Source organism: Pseudomonas savastanoi (genome assembly GCF_020917325.1).
In the GTDB taxonomy this organism is placed as follows: Bacteria; Pseudomonadota; Gammaproteobacteria; order Pseudomonadales; family Pseudomonadaceae; genus Aquipseudomonas; species Aquipseudomonas amygdali.
On sequence record NZ_CP076652.1, the window covers coordinates 552,626 to 571,265 of the forward strand.

Consider the following 18,640-nt stretch of genomic DNA (forward strand, 5'->3'; position numbering starts at 1 on the left):
ATGGTCGAGCGTGTGCGGGGGGTATCGAGAGCGGACGCGGAGCGTCCAGAGCATGGGAACGGTCGGTGTCTTTCCGACACCTCTCGTTCCGCACGCTCCAGCATGGGAATGCCTTTCTTGACGCTCTGCGTCATCTGTTACCGAGCGGCATCAGCCGATCGTCATCAGGCTCGCATTGCCACCCGCCGCCGCGGTGTTGACGCTCAATGCCCGCTCTATCACCAGGCGTTCCAGCGGCACGTTGGTTTCGCCGTGGGACAGGCCATTGACGCCGACGATTGCACCGCTGCGCTGGGCGATCTGCTGGCAGATGGCACGTAGCTGATCGGAGTCGCCGTGGTGCAGGACGGCGTCGAAGATGACTTCGTCCTTGGTCCAGTCAGGGATCAGCTTGATGCGTGCCTGCACATCCTTTGGCAGACGAGCGCGCAATGGCTTGCTGATGTCTGTTTCCGGCCACACGGCAGAACTGCCGACAGCCAGCACGGCTGCCAGTTGAATCAGCAGGTCGTTCTCGTCATCCGCCAGGCAAAGCACGTGTTCACGCGGCAGAATCGCATAGCTGTTGCGCTCGCCGGTCGGGCCCGCCAGCTGGCGAGTTATGCCGCTTTGCGATTGCTCGGCGTATTGGCTGCACAGGGCATCCAGTTCGGCTTGCTGGTGACTGGCTGCCCAGGTCTTCAAGGCTTGCAACGGTTTGTTGAGGATGTCACGCAGGCGGGTGTCCGGAGCAGACAGTGCATCACTGCGCACGAACGATTTCTCGATGGCATCCTGCGGACGCGTCGACAGCAGGCGGTACAGGTACAGCGGGCCACCGGCTTTAGGGCCGGTACCGGACAGGCCTTCGCCGCCAAATGGCTGGACGCCCACCACCGCCCCGACGATGTTACGGTTTACATAGACGTTGCCTGCGTTGACGTTATCGATGACCTTGGCGATGGTTTCGTCGATGCGCGTGTGCACGCCGAGGGTCAGGCCGTAGCCGGATGCATTGATCTGGTCGATCAGCAGGCCGAGTTCCTTGCGCTTGTAGCGCACCACGTGCAGCACGGGGCCGAAGATTTCGCGTTGCAGTTCATCGAAGCTTTCCAGCTCGATCAGGGTCGGCATCACGTAGGTGCCGCGCTTGAGCTCTGTGCTGTCGGCAATGGCCACCTGATAAACCGTACGGCCTTTGTCGCGCATGGCCTGGATGTGTTTCTCGATACCCGCTTTGGCCTCGGCATCGATCACCGGGCCGATGTCTACAGACAGACGCTCCGGGTTGCCGAGACGGCTCTCGGCCATCGCCCCCTTGAGCATTTCGATGACGCGGTCGGCAGAGTCTTCCTGCAGGCACAGCACGCGCAGTGCCGAGCAGCGTTGCCCGGCGCTGTCGAACGCCGAAGAAACTACGTCAATGACAACCTGTTCGGTCAGCGCCGAAGAGTCGACGATCATCGCGTTCTGACCGCCGGTTTCGGCGATCAGCGGGATAGGGCGGCCCTGCGAATCCAGACGTCCGGCTACATTGCGTTGCAGCAGGCGGGCGACTTCAGTGGAACCGGTGAACATCACGCCTTTGACGCGTTCGTCGCCGACCAGCCCGGCACCTACGGTTTCACCGCGCCCCGGCAGCAATTGCACGACGCCTTCCGGGATGCCGGCTTCAAGCAGCAGGCGCACGGCCTGGGCGGCAATCAACGGTGTTTGCTCGGCCGGTTTGGCCAGCACCGGGTTGCCCGCAGCCAGTGCAGCAGCGACCTGACCGCTGAAAATTGCCAGCGGGAAGTTCCAGGGGCTGATGCAGACCACCGGCCCCAGCGGACGATGGGCGTCGTTGGTGAAATCATTGCGCGCCTGTACGGCGTAGTAACGCAGGAAGTCGACGGCTTCGCGCACCTCGGCGATGGCGTTGGCGAAGGTCTTGCCCGCCTCGCGGACCAGCAGGCCCATCAAGGGCTGGATGTCGCTTTCCATCAAATCGGCAGCACGTTCCAGAATTGCGGCGCGTTCGGCAGGCGGTGTTGCCTGCCAGATCGGGCCAGCGCTCAAGGCGCACTGGATGGCGTTCTCGACATCCTGCAGCGAGGCTTCCTGAATATGACCGACCACATCACGCAGGTCGGATGGGTTCAACGCGGCAGTCAGTGTGCCTGCGCTGGCCGGGCAGCCGAGCATGGGAGCAGCTTTCCAGTCATTGTGCGCTGTGGCGAGCAGGGCCGAGGACAGCGAAGCCAGACGATGCTCGTTGGCCATGTCGATGCCGCTGGAGTTGGCGCGCTCGGTGCCATACAGGTCGCGCGGCAGCGGAATGCGCGGGTGCGGCAAGCCGAAACCGCCTTCCTGTGTTGCCATGCGTTCGATCTGGCTGACCGGGTCGGCCACCAGTTCCTGAATGGAGATCGAATGGTCGGCAATCCGGTTGACGAACGACGTGTTGGCACCGTTTTCCAGCAGACGACGGACCAGATAGGCCAACAGCGTTTCATGCGTGCCGACCGGAGCGTACACGCGGCATGGACGGTTCAGCTTGCCGTCTGCGACCTTGCCTACGACCTGCTCGTACAAAGGCTCGCCCATGCCGTGCAGGCACTGGAACTCATACTGACCTGGGTAATAATTCTGCCCGGCGATCTGGTAAATAGCCGCCAGGGTGTGGGCGTTGTGTGTGGCGAATTGTGGGTAAATGACTTCTGGTGCCGCCAGCAGCTTGCGGGCACAGGCGATGTACGAGACGTCGGTGTACACCTTGCGCGTGTACACCGGATAGCCTTCCAGACCTTCAACCTGGGCGCGCTTGATCTCGCTGTCCCAATACGCGCCCTTGACCAGACGGATCATCAGGCGGTGACGGCTGCGCCGAGCCAGATCGATCACGTAATCGATCACATAAGGGCAGCGCTTCTGGTAAGCCTGAATCACGAAGCCAATGCCGTTCCAGCCAGTCAGCTGCGGTTCGAAGCACAGGCGCTCGAGCAGATCCAGTGACAGCTCCAGACGATCAGCCTCTTCGGCATCGATGTTCAGGCCGATGTCGTACTGCTTGGCCAGCAGGGTCAGCGACAGCAGGCGCGGGTACAGTTCTTCCATCACGCGCTCGTACTGGGCGCGGCTATAGCGCGGGTGCAGTGCCGACAGCTTGATGGAAATGCCCGGGCCTTCGTAGATGCCGCGGCCGTGGGAGGCCTTGCCGATGGAGTGTATGGCCTGCTCGTAGGACGCGAGATACTTCTGCGCATCATGCTCGGTAAGCGCCGCTTCACCCAGCATGTCGTAGGAATAGCGGAAGCCCTTGGCTTCAAAACGGCTGGCATTGGCCAGGGCTTCGCCGATGGTTTCGCCGGTGACGAACTGCTCGCCCATCAGGCGCATGGCCATGTCGACGCCCTTGCGGATCATCGGTTCGCCGCTCTTGCCGATGATGCGGCTCAGCGAAGATGTGAGACCTGCCTCGTTGTGAGTGGCGACCAGCTTGCCGGTCAGCAGCAGGCCCCAGGTGGCAGCGTTGACGAACAGCGACGGGCTGTTGCCCAGATGCGGCTGCCAGTTTCCGTTGCTGATCTTGTCGCGAATCAAGGCATCGCGCGTGCCCTTGTCCGGAATGCGCAGCAACGCTTCGGCCAGGCACATGAGTGCAACGCCTTCCTGCGAGGACAGCGAAAATTCCTGCAACAGGCCTTGAACAATGCCAGCGCGGCCGCCAGCGCTTTTCTGGTTACGCAGCTTTTCGGCAATCGACGCGGCCATCTTGTTGGTGGCTTCGGCAACAGGTGCGGTCAGGCGCGCCTGCTCCAGCAGCATCGGCACCACTTCCTGCTCGGGGCGGCGGTAGGCGGAGGTGATGGCGGCCCTCAGTACCGACTGCGGTTGAATGCTCTCGGCAAAATCAAGAAAGCATTGCAGGCCAGTGTCTTCCGCCACTTCGCCACGGTCTTCGCTGTCTTTGCCAGTCGCGCCATTGAGCTCCAGCAAGGTTGCACCACTCTCCAGTTTTTCCAGGTAATTGAAAATCGCCTGCTTGATCAACCAGTGCGGTGTGCGGTCGATCGAATGGGCGGCGGCTTTCAATCGCTCGCGGGTCGGGTCGTCAAGTTTGACGCCTAGAGTAGTGGTGGCCATGTGTTGTCCTCATTATAGCCACGCGGCGGTGGCATCGGCTTTGGCAAAGATTAGCGCCGTGACGGGGTCAGGTGCAACCGAGTGCAACCCTGTTTCGACAATATTTTGTGACATTCCCGGCAAGCAGGCCGCAATAGCGTTGCTTTGCCCAGAGCTGGTGCGTGATTGTTTGTAGATAGGGCCGAAAACGCCCTAAAATGGCGCAGAAAAACGCCTTTATTGGTTTTTTTGTAACAGGTGCAACTTGCACGTTGAAATGGGTTGCACCTTGTTTGGTTTGTTTAATAGGATTCATTCCCGCGGTGCAACCGCCAGCAATTGATTGCCGATCCTTGCGGAGCGATCAGTCAACGCGGTGTCGGGTGCAAAAGTATGGATGCGCCGAATATCGGTCGCTATTCCCTTTGGCACCGGGTGCCAACATAAAAACAATGCCAAGGCAGAACTCATGAGTGTCAGCAACCCTACCTTGATCACGTTTGTGATCTATATAGCGGCAATGGTCTTGATCGGCCTGATGGCCTATCGCTCTACCAACAACCTTTCGGATTACATCCTCGGCGGGCGCAGCCTGGGCAGCGTGGTAACAGCGCTTTCAGCAGGAGCCTCGGACATGAGCGGCTGGCTGTTGATGGGGTTGCCGGGGGCTATCTATATGTCCGGCCTGTCGGAAAGCTGGATCGCCATTGGTCTGATCATCGGTGCCTACCTGAACTGGCTGTTCGTGGCCGGTCGTCTGCGCGTGCAGACCGAGCACAACGGTGATGCCCTGACCCTGCCGGATTACTTCAGCAGCCGCTTCGAAGACAACAGCGGCCTGCTGCGCATCATCTCGGCCATCGTGATTCTGGTGTTCTTCACCATCTATTGCGCCTCGGGCATCGTTGCTGGCGCGCGTCTGTTTGAAAGCACCTTCGGCATGTCCTACGAAACCGCCCTGTGGGCTGGCGCTGCGGCGACCATTGCCTACACCTTCGTCGGTGGTTTTCTGGCCGTGAGCTGGACCGACACCGTACAAGCCACGCTGATGATCTTCGCCCTCATCCTGACGCCGATCATCGTCCTGCTGGCGACAGGCGGGGTAGATACCACCTTCCTGGCCATTGAAGCGAAAGATCCGACCAGCTTCGACATGTTCAAGAACACGACTTTCATCGGCATCATTTCCCTGCTTGGCTGGGGTCTGGGTTATTTCGGCCAACCGCATATTCTCGCGCGCTTCATGGCGGCTGATTCGGTCAAGTCGATTGCCAGCGCCCGACGCATCTCCATGGCCTGGATGATCCTGTGTCTGGGCGGTACTGTGGCGGTAGGCTTCTTCGGTATCGCTTACTTCTCCGCGCACCCGGATGTGGCCGGGCCGGTGACCGAGAACCCCGAGCGGGTGTTCATCGAGCTGGCCAAGCTGCTGTTCAATCCATGGGTTGCCGGTGTGCTGCTGTCGGCCATTCTGGCTGCGGTGATGAGTACGCTTAGCTGTCAGTTGCTGGTGTGCTCCAGCGCGCTGACCGAAGACTTCTACAAGGCTTACCTGCGCAAGGGCGCTTCGCAGCTTGAGTTGGTATGGGTCGGGCGTGCGATGGTGTTGCTGATCGCGATCATTGCCATTCTGCTGGCCGCCAACCCCGAGAACCGCGTGCTTGGGCTGGTGAGCTATGCCTGGGCAGGGTTCGGCGCAGCATTCGGCCCTGTGGTGCTGATATCTGTGCTGTGGAAAGGCATGACACGCAATGGTGCGCTGGCCGGGGTAATAGTCGGTGCGGCGACTGTCGTACTCTGGAAACAGTTCAGTACCCTTGGTCTGTATGAAATCATCCCGGGTTTCATCCTTGCCAGCATCGCCATCGTGGTATTCAGCCTGATCGGCAAGCCTGCGTCGGCGTCCATGCAGACACGTTTCCTGGCGGCTGAGCAGGAGTTCAAAGCCAACCGCTGATAGCGCTGCTTAATGAACTGATGAAATAAAAGCGGCCCGCACTTTCTGCAAGTGCGGGCCGTTTTTTTAGCGCTTGATTCAAGGCCTGCGCGCGGCTCAGCTCTTGTTGTGATCAATATCGAGATTATAAAAAGTGGCCCTGCCACCTTCGGAGGTATACCCGGTATTGTCTTGGGTATAAACACCGGCCTTGAAATACAAAGGCTTGTCGCGCCAGGTCTCGCTGATGCGCTTGCTCCAGTCGGTGTCATTGACACTGACAGTCAATTTCCCGCCCTTGCTCAGGTGAATGACGTAATTGAATGTCTGATTGAGCTTCACACCGTCGACTATCTTATAGACCTTGCTTTCGTCGTCATCGAAACGATTGCGAACTTTCGCAACGATTTCTCCACTCTTGGTGTCTTCCTTGTATTGATACTCGACTTTCAGAAGAGGCTCGGTGCTTTCATAGGCATGTATCTGGCCGATCACGATCTTGCCGGAAGAAGGCACCTGATCGACTTCCAGTTTAGCGTTCAGATAGTTGTCCGCATCGGGATATACCCAATTGTGCAGTGATCCATCTGACCATGTTTCCCGTAACTCGCTGCGTGAATATTTGGCGTTTTCGGTTTTGGTCCCGGTTACCGGAGACCAGAACACAATGGAGTCCGATTTCGATTTGAAGTATTTGCCGTCATAACCTTTCACAAGCTGAGCGGTCGTAATGGTCCTGGGAGGTGAGTCCACTGGAATGCTGAGTTGGTACGATCCAAGATCGATCATTTTTAATCCTTCCGCGCATGTCTTTTTCTACCAAGGGGGCACCTCTAGCAAGAGGGTTTGATCACGTTTTATACGGATTGTAGGGCGATTTGTTAATGAAAAATTGTCGAACCAATGACGTCAAAGTGCTGTCACTTTTCCTGCAGGGCAGAGCCTGCAACGCGTGCAGAGAATGACCGTTAGTCGGGTAGATCGAACTTTGATGGTAGGGAAGGGGTGCCTTGCTTCTGCTTTTTGCGAGACGGGGCTAGAGTTATTCCAAAGTATGACGGTCGTCCTGAAACTCAGGCGTCATGCCCACACAGAGAAGCAGCATGGAACGCGTGCCAACACAGCCACATGATGGCTCTTCGGTTTTACTGGTTGTAGACGATTATCCGGAAAATCTGGTGACGATGTGCGCTGTTCTACAAAGAACGGATTGGCATATTGTGACTGCGAGTTCAGGAATCGAAGCATTGACGGTGCTTCTTGAACAGGAAGTCGACCTGGTTCTGCTGGATGTGCAGATGCCGGGCATGGACGGCTTCGAAGTTGCCCGGTTGATGCGAGGCAGTCAGCGCACCCGCCTGACGCCCATTATCTTTCTCACGGCCAATGAGCAGACCCAGGATGCCGTGCAGAAAGGGTATGCAAACGGCGCGACGGATTACCTGTTCAAACCCTTCGACCCGAACGTTCTCAAGCCCAAGGTGCAGACCCTGCTTGAGCAACAGCGTAACCGTCGTGCGCTGCAGCAGCTTTCGCTGGAACTTGAATCGGCGCGTGCGTTCAACGCGTCAGTGCTGGCCAACGTCGCCGAAGGCATTCTGGTCGTTGATGAGGCGGGTACCATCAGTTTTGCCAATCCCGCCATCTGCCAGTTGTTGAACGCTTCGGTCGATCAACTGCGCGGTACGCAAGTGCTGGATTACATCATCGAACCGCAAGTGGGCGACTGGCTGGAGTCAGGCTTCTACAAACACTATCGCAAGGCCGACACCTACCGGGTGCACGATGCCATTCTGCGTACCGCACAAGGCACGCAGTTGCCGGTTGCCTTGTCTTGCGCGGCGCTGCCTGCGGAGCAGAAGGCGATGGTGCTGACGGTTCTGGATATGTCGGTAGTCCGTGACCTCTATCAGCAACTTGAAAAACAGGCTGTTACCGACGCGTTGACAGGCCTGCTCAATCGCCGCGGGCTTTATCAGGCCGTTGAAGGCATGCTCCTGCGCAAGGAGCAGACAGACAAATACCTGGTTGTGCTGTTCATGGACCTGGACGGCTTCAAGCAGATCAATGATGCGCTGGGTCATGACGCCGGTGATCAGGTATTGCTCTGGGTCGCCGAGCAGTTCAAGGACAGCATGCGTCCCTATGATGTTCTGGCGCGCATTGGCGGCGACGAATTCACGGTTGTGATCGACGGGCTTGATTACCCCGAACAGGCGGCCAAAATCGCTGAAAAACTCATTGAACGGGTGTCGGGAAGGCGCCAGGTCGACGGTGTCGAAATCACCCTGGGTGCCAGTGTTGGTATCGCGACCTTTCCGGACTGCGGCTCGAATCTGGACGGTTTGCTGCGTGCGGCAGATATCGCCATGTATGAGGCCAAGCGTGCAGGGCGTCAGCAATACCGGTTCTACGACCAGAATATGAACGGACGCGCCCGCTCACGGCTGATGCTTGAGGAAAGTGTGCGCACGGCCATCGACGGCAAGGATTTCTCGGTGGTGTACCAGCCCCAGATCCATGTCGCGGATGGTCGCCTGCGTGGTTTCGAAGCGTTGCTGCGCTGGCAGCATCCGGCGGTCGGCGAGGTACCTCCTGCGCTGTTCATTCCCTTGCTTGAAGAGACCCGACTGATCAACCGGCTCGGCAGCTGGATTTTCGATCAGGGCGCCGAACAGCGTCAGGCGTGGAGCCGGGTATTTGCTGCCGATGTGGTGCTGAGTGTCTGTGTCAGCCCCACGCAATTCTGCATGCCCAACCTGGCTTCGGAGCTGAAGCGTGCCATGGATCGCTTCGAGCTCAAGCCAGGACAGATCGAGGTGGAAATCACTGAAAGCGCTCTGGTGCATAACCTTACGCATAGCCATAAACAGCTGAAGTCACTGCATGACGTCGGCGTGCGTATTGCGCTGGACGACTTCGGCACTGGCGAATGCTCGCTGTCGCACTTGCGCAATCTTCAGCTCGACACCTTGAAGCTGGACAGGCGTTTTGTCGCCAATATCGTCGAGTCCAGGCGCGAGGCGGCGATGGCCAGCAGCATCATCGACCTGAGTCGCAACCTCGATATGCTGGTCATTGCCGAAGGGGTGGAGACCTGCGAGCAATACCAGTGGCTGGCGGACAATGGCTGTCAGGTCATGCAGGGCTTTCTGATCGCGCATCCGATGGTGTCCGAAGACGCGCTGCACTTTCCAGGGCACTTTGAGGTGGCAGGCTTGAGGTCGGGTGGATTGTTGTAGAATGGCGTCTTTCGTCATCATGCAAAAGGCCCCATGACTGCCGCCAGCCATGCTCCACTCAAATACCTGCAGGCCTATCCGCAAGCCCTGCAGGATCAAGTGCATCAGTTGATTGCCCAGAACCGTCTGGCGGACTATCTGGAGCAGCGCTACCCGGAGCGTCATCAGATACAAAGCGACAAGGCTCTTTACGCCTACGCGCTGGCGCTCAAGCAGGATCACCTGCGCAATGCGCCGGCCATCAGGAAGGTGCTGTTCGATAATCGCCTGGACCTGACCCATCGCGCGCTTGGGTTGCACACCAAAATATCCAGAGTGCAAGGCGGCAAGCTCAAGGCAAGCAATGAGATTCGCGTGGCCGCCTTGTTCAAGGAAGCCCCTGCTCAATTCCTGAAGATGATCGTGGTTCACGAGCTCGCACATTTTCGCGAGTCAGACCATAACAAGGCGTTCTACCAGTTATGCGAGCACATGCTGCCCGGGTATCACCAGCTGGAATTCGACCTGCGCGTCTACCTGACCTATAACGAGCTGCAAGCTTCGAACGGCAAGCTTTAAGCTCGCAACTGCTGCTAGGGATACCCGAGCACGGCCTTGATGCTGTTCAGGTTGCGGGCGATCCATGTTTTGTCGATGGCGCCCCAATTACGAATACGGTAATTGCCTGCGTGATTGCGGGCACCTTCCTGCTGTTCGAACTCACACACGATGTCCAGATCGGAGAGCGCGCTGATGGTGTCCTGAGCGGTGCGGCGTGGCATGCCGGTCACGGCTGTCAGTTCGGGTACGCTGCTGGCGAGCTTCGAATCAATCAGGTACGCCACATACAGGCGGCGATAGAAACTGCTTTTGGTCTTGCTGACCTCCATCGACGAATCCCTTTTCAATGCTTTCAACGTGCAGCTTGCAGCTCAAGGCGTGCAACTGCTTTTAGTCCAGATCGCGGCGCATGCCGATGTGGGGGATGTCGTCTTCCAGATAGACCTCGCCCACCGGGTTGAAGCCGTAGCGGCTGTAGTAGCCTTGCAGGTGGGCCTGTGCCGATAGATAGATGGGCTGGTCAGGCCATTTGCGTTCGGCATTTTCCAGGGCCTGCTCCATCAGTTCATGGCCAATGCCCCGGCTGCGAATCGAAGGGGCTGTCACGACTCGCCCGATAGTGACGTCGCCGCCCTGCTGGATAGGGTCCAGCAAGCGCAGATAGGCGACCAGCTTGTCTTCCTGCCAGGCCATCAGGTGGCAGGTATCGCCCGTCAGGTCCTGCCCGTCCACGTCCAGATACACGCATTGCTGCTCGACTACAAACACCTCGGCGCGCAGTTGCAGCACGGCATACAGCTGCTGGATGCTCAGCTCGGTGTGATGTTTGCAGATCCATTTGATAGACATGTCGCAGACTCGCAGGGAAACCAGAAGCGAAGTCTAAACGTATCCGCCGACATTCCCAATAAACGCTGTCAACGATGTGCGTGCAGCTTTACTGAGCATGTTCCCCTCCCGGCTTGTCTACTGACTGCTTGAGGTCTTCAATTAAAAGCTGCAGGCACTCTCATGAGTGATGGTTTTGCTGCCGATAGGATTAAATCGGGAATGCCGCCCTTTTCAGGAACCTGAGTATGTCGCAGTGGCTTCGAGCGGTTGGGTTGCTGGTCTTTTTGCTGATGGCGCACGCCAGTGCAGCCGAGAAACTGCGCCTTGTCGCTGACCCCTGGCCACCTTTTACCGATGCGCTGCTGCTCAACGGCGGACTTGCGACCGATATCGTCAATACGGCGTTGCGCCGCGCCGGATACACCACCCTGTATGAGCAAGTGCCTTGGGCGCGGGCAATGCTGGGGTTGGGTGAGGGGCGGCACGATGTGCTGATCAACGCATGGTTCAGCGACGATCGCACAAAAATTGGTCAGTTTTCAGCCGAATACCTGCTCAATCGGGTGCGCTTCATTAAACGCAAGGAATCGGCTATCGAGGTTCGGAGCCATGAACAACTGCACAATTACATGATTGCGGTTGTACGCGGTTATGCCTATTCCCCAGCGTTTGACAGCGACAGCCTGCTCAAGAAGGTCCCTGTACAAAACTTTTCCACAGCTGTTCGCATGCTGGCTGCCGAACGTGTGGACCTGACACTGGAGGACGAATACGTCGCTCGCTATAACCTGGCGATGGAGCCCGACGAGGTTCGCGACCGTGTCGAGTTTCTACCCGGCTCGTTGAGCGAGAACAGTCTGCATATTCTGGTCAGCCTGAAAAATCCTCACCACGCAAAAATCGTCGCCGATTTCGATCGTGAAATTGCCGCCATGAAGGCCGACGGCACCTACGACGAGCTGTTCAGACTGCATGGACTGCAGCAGCCTCCGGAGCTTTGATCAGGTGTGCGGCAAGGGTGCGCAGCGGTGCCAGCTGGCGGCAGATCAAGGCTAGCTGTGCCTGTACCAGACGCTGGCTTTCGTCCATCTCTTCCGGCAGCTGTTCCAGTTGCGCAGCCAGTGCTTCCTCTGCGTCACTCTGTACAGCGACCGGTTTCTTCTCGGCCAGCCCTGCGGCGATTTCGTCGATGCTGGCGGCCAGCGTGGCGCCGACGTTATCGATCAGGTGTTCGCGGACATCGCCGGGCAATTGGGTATCACGGTGCGCGCCGAGGCCGGAAAGGTAGCTCAGCAGCGTATGTGACAGCACCAGAAAGCGGAAGCCGACATCGGCCTCCTTGCGGAAGTGACCGGGCTCCATAAGCATGTTTGCCAGTGTGGTCGACAGCGCGGCGTCGGCATTGTGGGCGTTGCGCCGTGCCAGTCGATAGGTAAGGTCGTCACTCTTGCCCTTGGCGTACTGCTGCATGATCTGGCGCAGGTAAATGCTGTTGCAGGTCAGGGTGTTGGCCAGCACCTTGTTCAGGCGTCGCCCTTGCCAGTCCGGCAGGAACAGGAACACCGCGAGCCCGGCGATCAGGCTGCCCAGCAGCGTATCGAACAGCCGGGGCAGGAACAGCCCGTAACCGTCGCCGACCTGATTGAAACAGAACAGCACCATGACCGTGATGGCGGCGGTCGACAGGGTGTAGCGCGTGGTGCGATTGACGAAGAACACCACACCGGCCAACACCGCGCACATCGATTGCAGAATCGGACTGGTAACCAGATCGAACAGTACCCAGCCGACCGTCAGACCTATTGCCGTGCCAATGATTCGCTGGCCGAGTTTACGCCGGGTGGCGCCATAGCTCGGCTGGCAGACAAATACCGTGGTCAGGATGATCCAGTAGCCCTGTGACGGGTGAATCAGGTGCACCATCGCATAACCGATGGTCAGCGCCAGCGGCAGGCGCAGGGCGTGGCGGAACAGCAGCGAGGTCGGGGTCATCTGCAGGCGCAGGCGGGTCCAGACATCCTTGAGGTTGCGTGGTGAGCGGTCCAGCAGGCTGCTGTCGGTGGCATCGGCCACGGCATCCGGGTTGCTGGCGTCGCTGATCAGGCGATCCAGCGTGCCGAGGTTGGCAGCCAGCGCGCGCAGCGAACGTAACAGGCCGCGCCATGCAGGATTGCTCTGGATGCGCAGGTGTTCCAGGGAGGCGTGCAGGTCTTCCATGGCTTCTGCAAAGCTTGGGTCGTATACGAACGGCTGACGCAACTGGATGGATTCCGACAGGGCCTGACAGGCAACGCCCTGTTGACGCAGCAGGCGCTGGCAGCGGAACAGCACATCGCTGTGGAAAAAGGCGTCGGCCAGCGAGTTGTAGGGGTAGTGCGACGAGCTGGCGCGCTCGTGGATGTCCTGGGCGATGAAGTACAGCTTCAGGTAGCGGCTGACTTTCGAACCGGGGCGGCCGCTGCCGACACGGTGCAGGATGATTTCCTTGGTGGAGTTCAGTGCGGCGACCACTTTGCCGTTCTGCTGCGCCAGTTCCAGGCGGCGGGCCTCCACATTGAGCGTGCGGATCGGCTCAAACAGCGTCGACTTGAGTTTCAGGTACTGCCCCAGCTCACGGAACAGTCGGGCCAGCGCCTGTTGCACCGGCTGGTTGGAAAACAGCATCTGCCACAGCACCGACAGCAGGCCGTACCAGGCCGCACCCGCCACCAGCAGCATCGGCTCATGCCAGAAGTCCAGCACCTCGCCGCCGCGCTGATCGACGCCGATCATGGTGTAGACCGAGAGAATCAGCGTGCCATAGGCAATCGCACCATAGCGTTCGCCCAGCGCGCCGAGCATGGTCAGGCAGAAGCTGGCCAGCGCCAGTGAGCAGACAAACAGCCAGGGGTAGGGGAACAGCAGTTCTACGGCGAGTGCGGCGACACTGAAGCACACCAGCGTCACGGCCAGAGCATTGAGCCGGCCTTGCCAGCTATCGTCAGTCTCCGCCAGTGCGCAGGCAATAATCCCCAGAAACAGCGGGATCAGCAAGGCCATCTCGTTTTGGTACCAGCACAGCGCCATGCTGCCGGTCAGTGCGATAAAGACTCGAACGCTATAGCTGAATTTATCCAGCGCCCACAATCGACGGAATGTATGACGGAGAGATTTCGATGCCATGGGTAAGCTGACGGCCCTGTTCGCAATTGATCAATTCTGCAGGAGGATATGTACAGACCAAATGACTGGCTGTACATCCGCCTGGCAAAATTTATACCGGTTTGCAGTGTCGTGATGTTACGCCACGCGCACTACGTCACACGTACTGCGCCGCTGCGTACGCCGATGCCCACGCCCACTGAAAGTTGAAGCCGCCCAGATGACCGCTCACATCGAGCACTTCGCCGACGAAATAGAGGCCGGGGGATTTCAGTGACTCCATGGTCTTGGACGACACTTCACGGGTATCAATACCGCCCAGCGTCACTTCAGCGGTGCGATAACCCTCGGTGCCTGCCGGGACCACCTGCCAGCTCGCCAGCTTTTCGGCGATGTCGGCCAGTTCGGCATGGGTGTACTGCTTCATGGGTTTGGACACGAACCAGTGTTCGGCGATCAGATTGGCCATCTTCTTGGTGAAAATCTCGCCCAGCAGGGTTTTCAACTCACTGTTGGGACGCTCGGCCTGTTGCTGACTGAGCCAGGTGGGCACATCGTGATCGGGCAGCAGGTTGATTTCCACGGTGTCACCGGGCTGCCAGAACGAAGAGATCTGCAGGATCGCCGGACCACTGAGGCCGCGATGCGTGAACAGGATGTTTTCGCGGAAGCTGGTGTCATTGCAACTGACCAGGCAATCCACCGATGTGCCTGAAAGCTCTGTGCACAGCTCCTTGAGCTGATCGGTGATGGTGAACGGCACCAGGCCTGCGCGGGTGGGCAGCAGCGTGTGGCCGAACTGCTTGCCGACCTGATAGCCGAAACCGGTTGCGCCCAGCGTCGGAATAGACAGCCCGCCCGTGGCGATGACCAGCGCCTCGCAGCTCAACGTGCCCAGCGTGGTTTGCAGGCTGTAGCCGGATTCGGTCTTTTCGATCTGCTGCACGGAGGTATCCATGTGCAGGCTGACACCGGCCTGTCGACATTCCTCCAGAAGCATTTCCAGAATGTCGCTGGACTTGTTGTCACAGAACAGCTGACCGAGCTTCTTCTCGTGATAAGGCACGCCATGTTTGGCGACCATCGCGATGAAATCCCACTGGGTGTAGCGCGCCAGGGCCGATTTGCAGAAGTGCGGGTTCTGCGACAGGAAGTTGGCCGGCTCGGTGTACATGTTGGTGAAGTTGCAGCGCCCGCCACCGGACATGAGGATCTTCTTGCCGGGTTTGTTGGCGTGATCGATTAATATCACCCTGCGCCCGCGAGCGGCAGCGGTAAACGCGCACATCAGACCAGCGGCGCCAGCGCCAATGATTACAACGTCGGTAACGGGCACAGCGTGTTTCCTCGATATGTAGGTCACGATCGTTCCCATGCTCCGCGTGGGAATGCCTCTCGTGACGCTCTGCGTCACATACCTGCGCCGCACCACCTATTCAAAATCGGACGCAGAGCGTCCAGAACTGCGTCCCCACGCGGAGCGTGGGGACGATAATCCAGCTAACGACTATTTCAGAGAATTCGCACGCGCAGTGACTTGCCTTTGATCTTGCCGTTGTTCAGACGCTCCAGCGCCTGTTTGGCCATGCTGCGTTCGACGGCGACGTACGCCTGGAAATCGAAGATCGCGATCTTGCCCACCTGAGTGCCCGCAATACCCGCTTCGCCGGTCAGCGCTCCAAGAATGTCGCCCGGGCGCAGTTTGTCCTTGCGACCCGAACCGATGCACAGCGTCGTCATGGTCGGCAGCAGCTTGCCGCCTTCCTTGATACTTAGCTGATCGTACTGCTGCCAGTTCAACGGGGCTTTCTGCAATTCTTCGATAGCGCGGGCGCGCTGGCTTTCCGACGGTGCCACAAGGCTGACCGCGATGCCTTTTTCGCCTGCGCGACCGGTACGGCCTACGCGGTGAATGTGGATTTCCGAATCTCGCGCCAGCTCGACGTTGATCACCATGTCCAGTGCGTCGATGTCCAGGCCGCGTGCCGCCACGTCGGTGGCGACCAGTACCGAGGTACTACGGTTGGCGAACATCGCCAGCACCTGATCACGGTCACGCTGTTCCAGATCGCCATGCAGGCCGACGGCAGACATGCCTTTGGCGGTCAGGTGGTCGACCACTTCCTGAACCTGCTGCTTGGTGAAACAGAACGCCACACAGGACGCCGGACGGAAATGACCGAGTACCTTGACCACCGCTTCCAGACGCTGCTCCGGAGAGATTTCATAGAAAATCTGCTCGATCTGGCTGTCGGCGTGCAGCGCTTCGACTTTTACGGTCTGAGGGTCGCGCATGAATTTCGATGACAGTTGCTTGATGCCAACCGGGTAGGTCGCGGAGAACAGCAGGGTCTGACGGCGCTGCGGGGTCTGCTCGATGATGTCGGCGATGGCGTCGTAGAAGCCCATGTCCAGCATGCGGTCGGCTTCATCGAGGATCAGCGTGTTCAGACCGTCGAGTACCAGCGAGCCCTTGCGCAAATGCTGCTGAATACGCCCAGGCGTACCGACGATGATGTGCGCGCCGTGCTCCAGCGAGCCGATCTGCGGGCCGAATGAAACGCCGCCACACAGGGTCAGGACCTTGATGTTGTCTTCCGAGCGCGCCAGACGGCGGATTTCCTTGGCCACCTGATCCGCCAGTTCGCGGGTCGGGCACATGACCAGTGCCTGGCAGCCGAAGAAGCGCGGGTTGATCGGGTTGAGCAGGCCGATACCGAAGGCAGCGGTCTTGCCGCTGCCGGTCTTGGCTTGCGCGATCAGGTCCATGCCCTTGAGGATCACCGGCAGGCTCTGCGCCTGAATCGGTGTCATTTCGGCATAACCAAGCGACTCCAGGTTAGCCAGCATGGCAGCGGACAGAGGCAGAGAATTGAAAGCGGTGTTAGTCACGACGGTGGACCTGCAAAACAAAAATGTCGCGTAGTGTATCACCCGCCAGCCAGACCTCACACCGCGATAGAGGCTGTGGGAGCGAGCTTGCTCGCGAAGGGGCCCGTACAGCACCAGAAGATGGTTCGTGAGCAATGCGGATCGCCGCCCCGGTCACTCCCACAGGATCCAACAATGAGCGCGGAGCATGGGCGCAATAGCCAGGCAAAAAAATCCCCGCTGGAGGGCGGGGTTGAGGTTCGAGCGTGGCAGCTCGCAAAGGTGTACGGCAAGGCCCGTCGTGGTGACGGGCCTGGCTGGCTTACAGCAGGATTGTGCGGATGTCCGCCAGCAATTCGCTCAAGCGCTTGGTGAAGCGGGCGGCGGCTGCACCGTTGATCACGCGGTGATCGTAGGACAGCGACAGCGGCAGCATCAGTTTCGGCTGGAAGGCTTTACCGTCCCAGACTGGCTGGATGGTAGCCTTGGAAACACCGAGGATAGCCACTTCCGGCGCGTTGACGATCGGCGTGAAGCCGGTGCCGCCAATGTGGCCGAGGCTGGAGATGGTGAAGCACGCGCCCTGCATGTCGTTCGCAGTCAGTTTCTTGTTGCGTGCCTTTTCCGCCAGTGCTGCGGCTTCGGCGGCCAGCTGCAACAGGCTCTTCTGATCGACGTCACGGATAACCGGGACCAGCAGGCCGTCCGGGGTGTCCACGGCAAAGCCGATGTGCACGTACTTCTTGCGGATCACCGCCTTGCCGCTAGGTGCCAGCGAAGCGTTGAAGTCCGGCAGCTCCTTGAGCAGGTGGGCGCAGGATTTGAGCAGCAGTGGCAGAACGGTCAGCTTGACGCCAGCTTTCTCGGCAGCGCCTTTCTGCGCCACACGGAAAGCTTCCAGGTCGGTAATGTCGGCCTGGTCGAATTGCGTGACGTGCGGGATGTTCAGCCAGCTGCGGTGCAGACCGGAAGCGCCGAGTTGCATCAGGCGCGTCATCGGTACTTCTTCGATCTCGCCGAAACGGCTGAAATCGACTTCCGGGATCGGCGGAATGCCCGAGCCGCCGCTTGCGCCGCCAGCTGGAGCTTCCTTGGCCTTCTGCATCATGGTCTTGACGTAGACCTGAACGTCTTCTTTCAACACGCGACCATGTGGGCCGGTGGCGCTGACTGCGCTCAGCTCGACGCCGAACTCGCGTGCCAGCTGACGAACAGCCGGGCCTGCGTGAACCTTGGCGCCGTCTTTGGCCGGTGCAGCCGGAGCAGGTGCTGCTTCGGCTTTCGGCGCTGGAGCAGCGGCCGGTGCAGCCGCTTCAGCCTTGGCAGGAGCGGCAGCCGGTGCGCTGGCAGCAGGTGCCGGAGCAGCGGCGGGCGCTGCGCCTTCGACTTTCAGTTTGAGGATCAGGTCGCCGGTGCCGACTTCCTGGTCCAGCTTGACTTCGATGCTCTCGACAACGCCTGCTGCAGGAGACGGGATCTCCATGCTGGCCTTGTCGGATTCCAGGGTGATCAACGACTGATCAGCCTGAATGGAGTCACCGACCTTGACCATCAGCTCGATGATTTTGGCCTTGCCCGACGAGCCGATGTCCGGCACGTGGATGTCCTGAACGCTGGCGCTGGCTGCCGGAGCAGGCGCAGCAGCGGCAGGTGCCGGTGCAGCTTCAGCCGGTTTTTCGGCAGCAGCAGGGGCCGCGGCAGGTTCGGCTGCGGGGGCAGGAGCGGCAGCCGCTTCGCCTTCCACTTCCAGCTCGAACAGCTCGTCGCCTTCTTTCAGACGGTCGCCCAGCTTGACCTTCATGGCCTTGATGACGCCAGCCTTGGGAGCAGGGATTTCCATGCTCGCCTTGTCTGATTCCAGCGTCAGAATGCTCTGGTCGGCTTCGATGCGATCACCGACCTTGACCATCAATTCAATGACTTCGCCTTCACCGTTGCCGATGTCGGGTACGCGAATTAACTCACTCACTATGTCTCTCCTTAGGAGAACCTGTTC

General features: G+C 59.2%; 12 protein-coding genes. 4 read left to right on the forward strand and 8 right to left on the reverse strand.

The genetic code is table 11. The features are described from left to right. Positions 1–150: 150 nt before the first annotated feature. Positions 151–4,104 carry a trifunctional transcriptional regulator/proline dehydrogenase/L-glutamate gamma-semialdehyde dehydrogenase gene (putA, locus tag KP808_RS02490; RefSeq protein ID WP_230017387.1) on the reverse strand — a complete coding sequence of 1,318 codons (3,954 nt, stop codon included), beginning with the start codon at positions 4,102–4,104 and terminating at the stop codon, positions 151–153. Between the two features lie 448 nt (positions 4,105–4,552). Here putA and putP point away from each other — a divergent pair, with 448 nt between their 5' ends. Continuing rightward, positions 4,553–6,040, forward strand: coding sequence for a sodium/proline symporter PutP (gene putP / locus KP808_RS02495; protein WP_058407721.1), 1,488 nt, complete (start codon positions 4,553–4,555; stop codon positions 6,038–6,040). Positions 6,041–6,136: 96 nt separating this feature from the next. Here the strand turns inward: putP and KP808_RS02500 are convergent, their stop codons facing one another. Continuing rightward, a complete protein-coding gene (locus KP808_RS02500) occupies positions 6,137–6,808 on the reverse strand; it encodes a polysaccharide lyase family 7 protein (protein ID WP_058407720.1) in 672 nt (223 codons plus the stop codon). Positions 6,809–7,122: 314 nt separating this feature from the next. Between KP808_RS02500 and KP808_RS02505 the strand changes: the two genes are divergently transcribed. Together KP808_RS02505 and KP808_RS02510 are read left to right on the forward strand one after the other, a co-directional pair. After that, positions 7,123–9,261, forward strand: a complete 2,139-nt coding sequence (locus tag KP808_RS02505; protein ID WP_058399865.1) for a two-component system response regulator — start codon at positions 7,123–7,125, stop codon at positions 9,259–9,261. 33 nt (positions 9,262–9,294) lie between these two features. Beyond that, positions 9,295–9,819 (forward strand): M48 metallopeptidase family protein, encoded by a 525-nt coding sequence (locus tag KP808_RS02510; RefSeq protein WP_058399866.1) that lies wholly within the window; start codon positions 9,295–9,297, stop codon positions 9,817–9,819. A 14-nt stretch (positions 9,820–9,833) separates the two neighbouring features. Here the strand turns inward: KP808_RS02510 and KP808_RS02515 are convergent, their stop codons facing one another. Then, entirely contained in the window at positions 9,834–10,130 is a 297-nt protein-coding gene (locus KP808_RS02515; protein ID WP_002551759.1) for a winged helix-turn-helix domain-containing protein, read from the reverse strand. A 61-nt stretch (positions 10,131–10,191) separates the two neighbouring features. Beyond that, positions 10,192–10,650 (reverse strand): GNAT family N-acetyltransferase, encoded by a 459-nt coding sequence (locus KP808_RS02520; RefSeq protein WP_002551760.1) that lies wholly within the window; start codon positions 10,648–10,650, stop codon positions 10,192–10,194. Between the two features lie 227 nt (positions 10,651–10,877). On the opposite strand from KP808_RS02520, the gene KP808_RS02525 reads away from it, so the two are divergent. Continuing rightward, positions 10,878–11,633: a substrate-binding periplasmic protein gene (locus tag KP808_RS02525; RefSeq protein ID WP_058399867.1), complete on the forward strand. Its 756-nt coding sequence runs from the start codon at positions 10,878–10,880 to the stop codon at positions 11,631–11,633. On the opposite strand, the gene yccS is transcribed toward KP808_RS02525, so the two are convergent. From yccS to aceF, 4 genes are all read right to left on the reverse strand, one after another. Next, complete coding sequence (gene yccS, locus KP808_RS02530; RefSeq protein ID WP_058407717.1) at positions 11,596–13,794, reverse strand: YccS family putative transporter; 2,199 nt, start codon at positions 13,792–13,794, stop codon at positions 11,596–11,598. The genes KP808_RS02525 and yccS overlap by 38 nt on opposite strands. 136 nt (positions 13,795–13,930) lie before the next feature. After that, positions 13,931–15,109: a BaiN/RdsA family NAD(P)/FAD-dependent oxidoreductase gene (locus KP808_RS02535; protein WP_230017388.1), complete on the reverse strand. Its 1,179-nt coding sequence runs from the start codon at positions 15,107–15,109 to the stop codon at positions 13,931–13,933. Between the two features lie 176 nt (positions 15,110–15,285). Next, positions 15,286–16,665: an ATP-dependent RNA helicase DbpA gene (dbpA, locus tag KP808_RS02540; protein ID WP_004654486.1), complete on the reverse strand. Its 1,380-nt coding sequence runs from the start codon at positions 16,663–16,665 to the stop codon at positions 15,286–15,288. A 301-nt stretch (positions 16,666–16,966) separates the two neighbouring features. Then, positions 16,967–18,613 (reverse strand): dihydrolipoyllysine-residue acetyltransferase, encoded by a 1,647-nt coding sequence (gene aceF, locus KP808_RS02545; protein WP_058407715.1) that lies wholly within the window; start codon positions 18,611–18,613, stop codon positions 16,967–16,969. Positions 18,614–18,640: the final 27 nt, after the last annotated feature.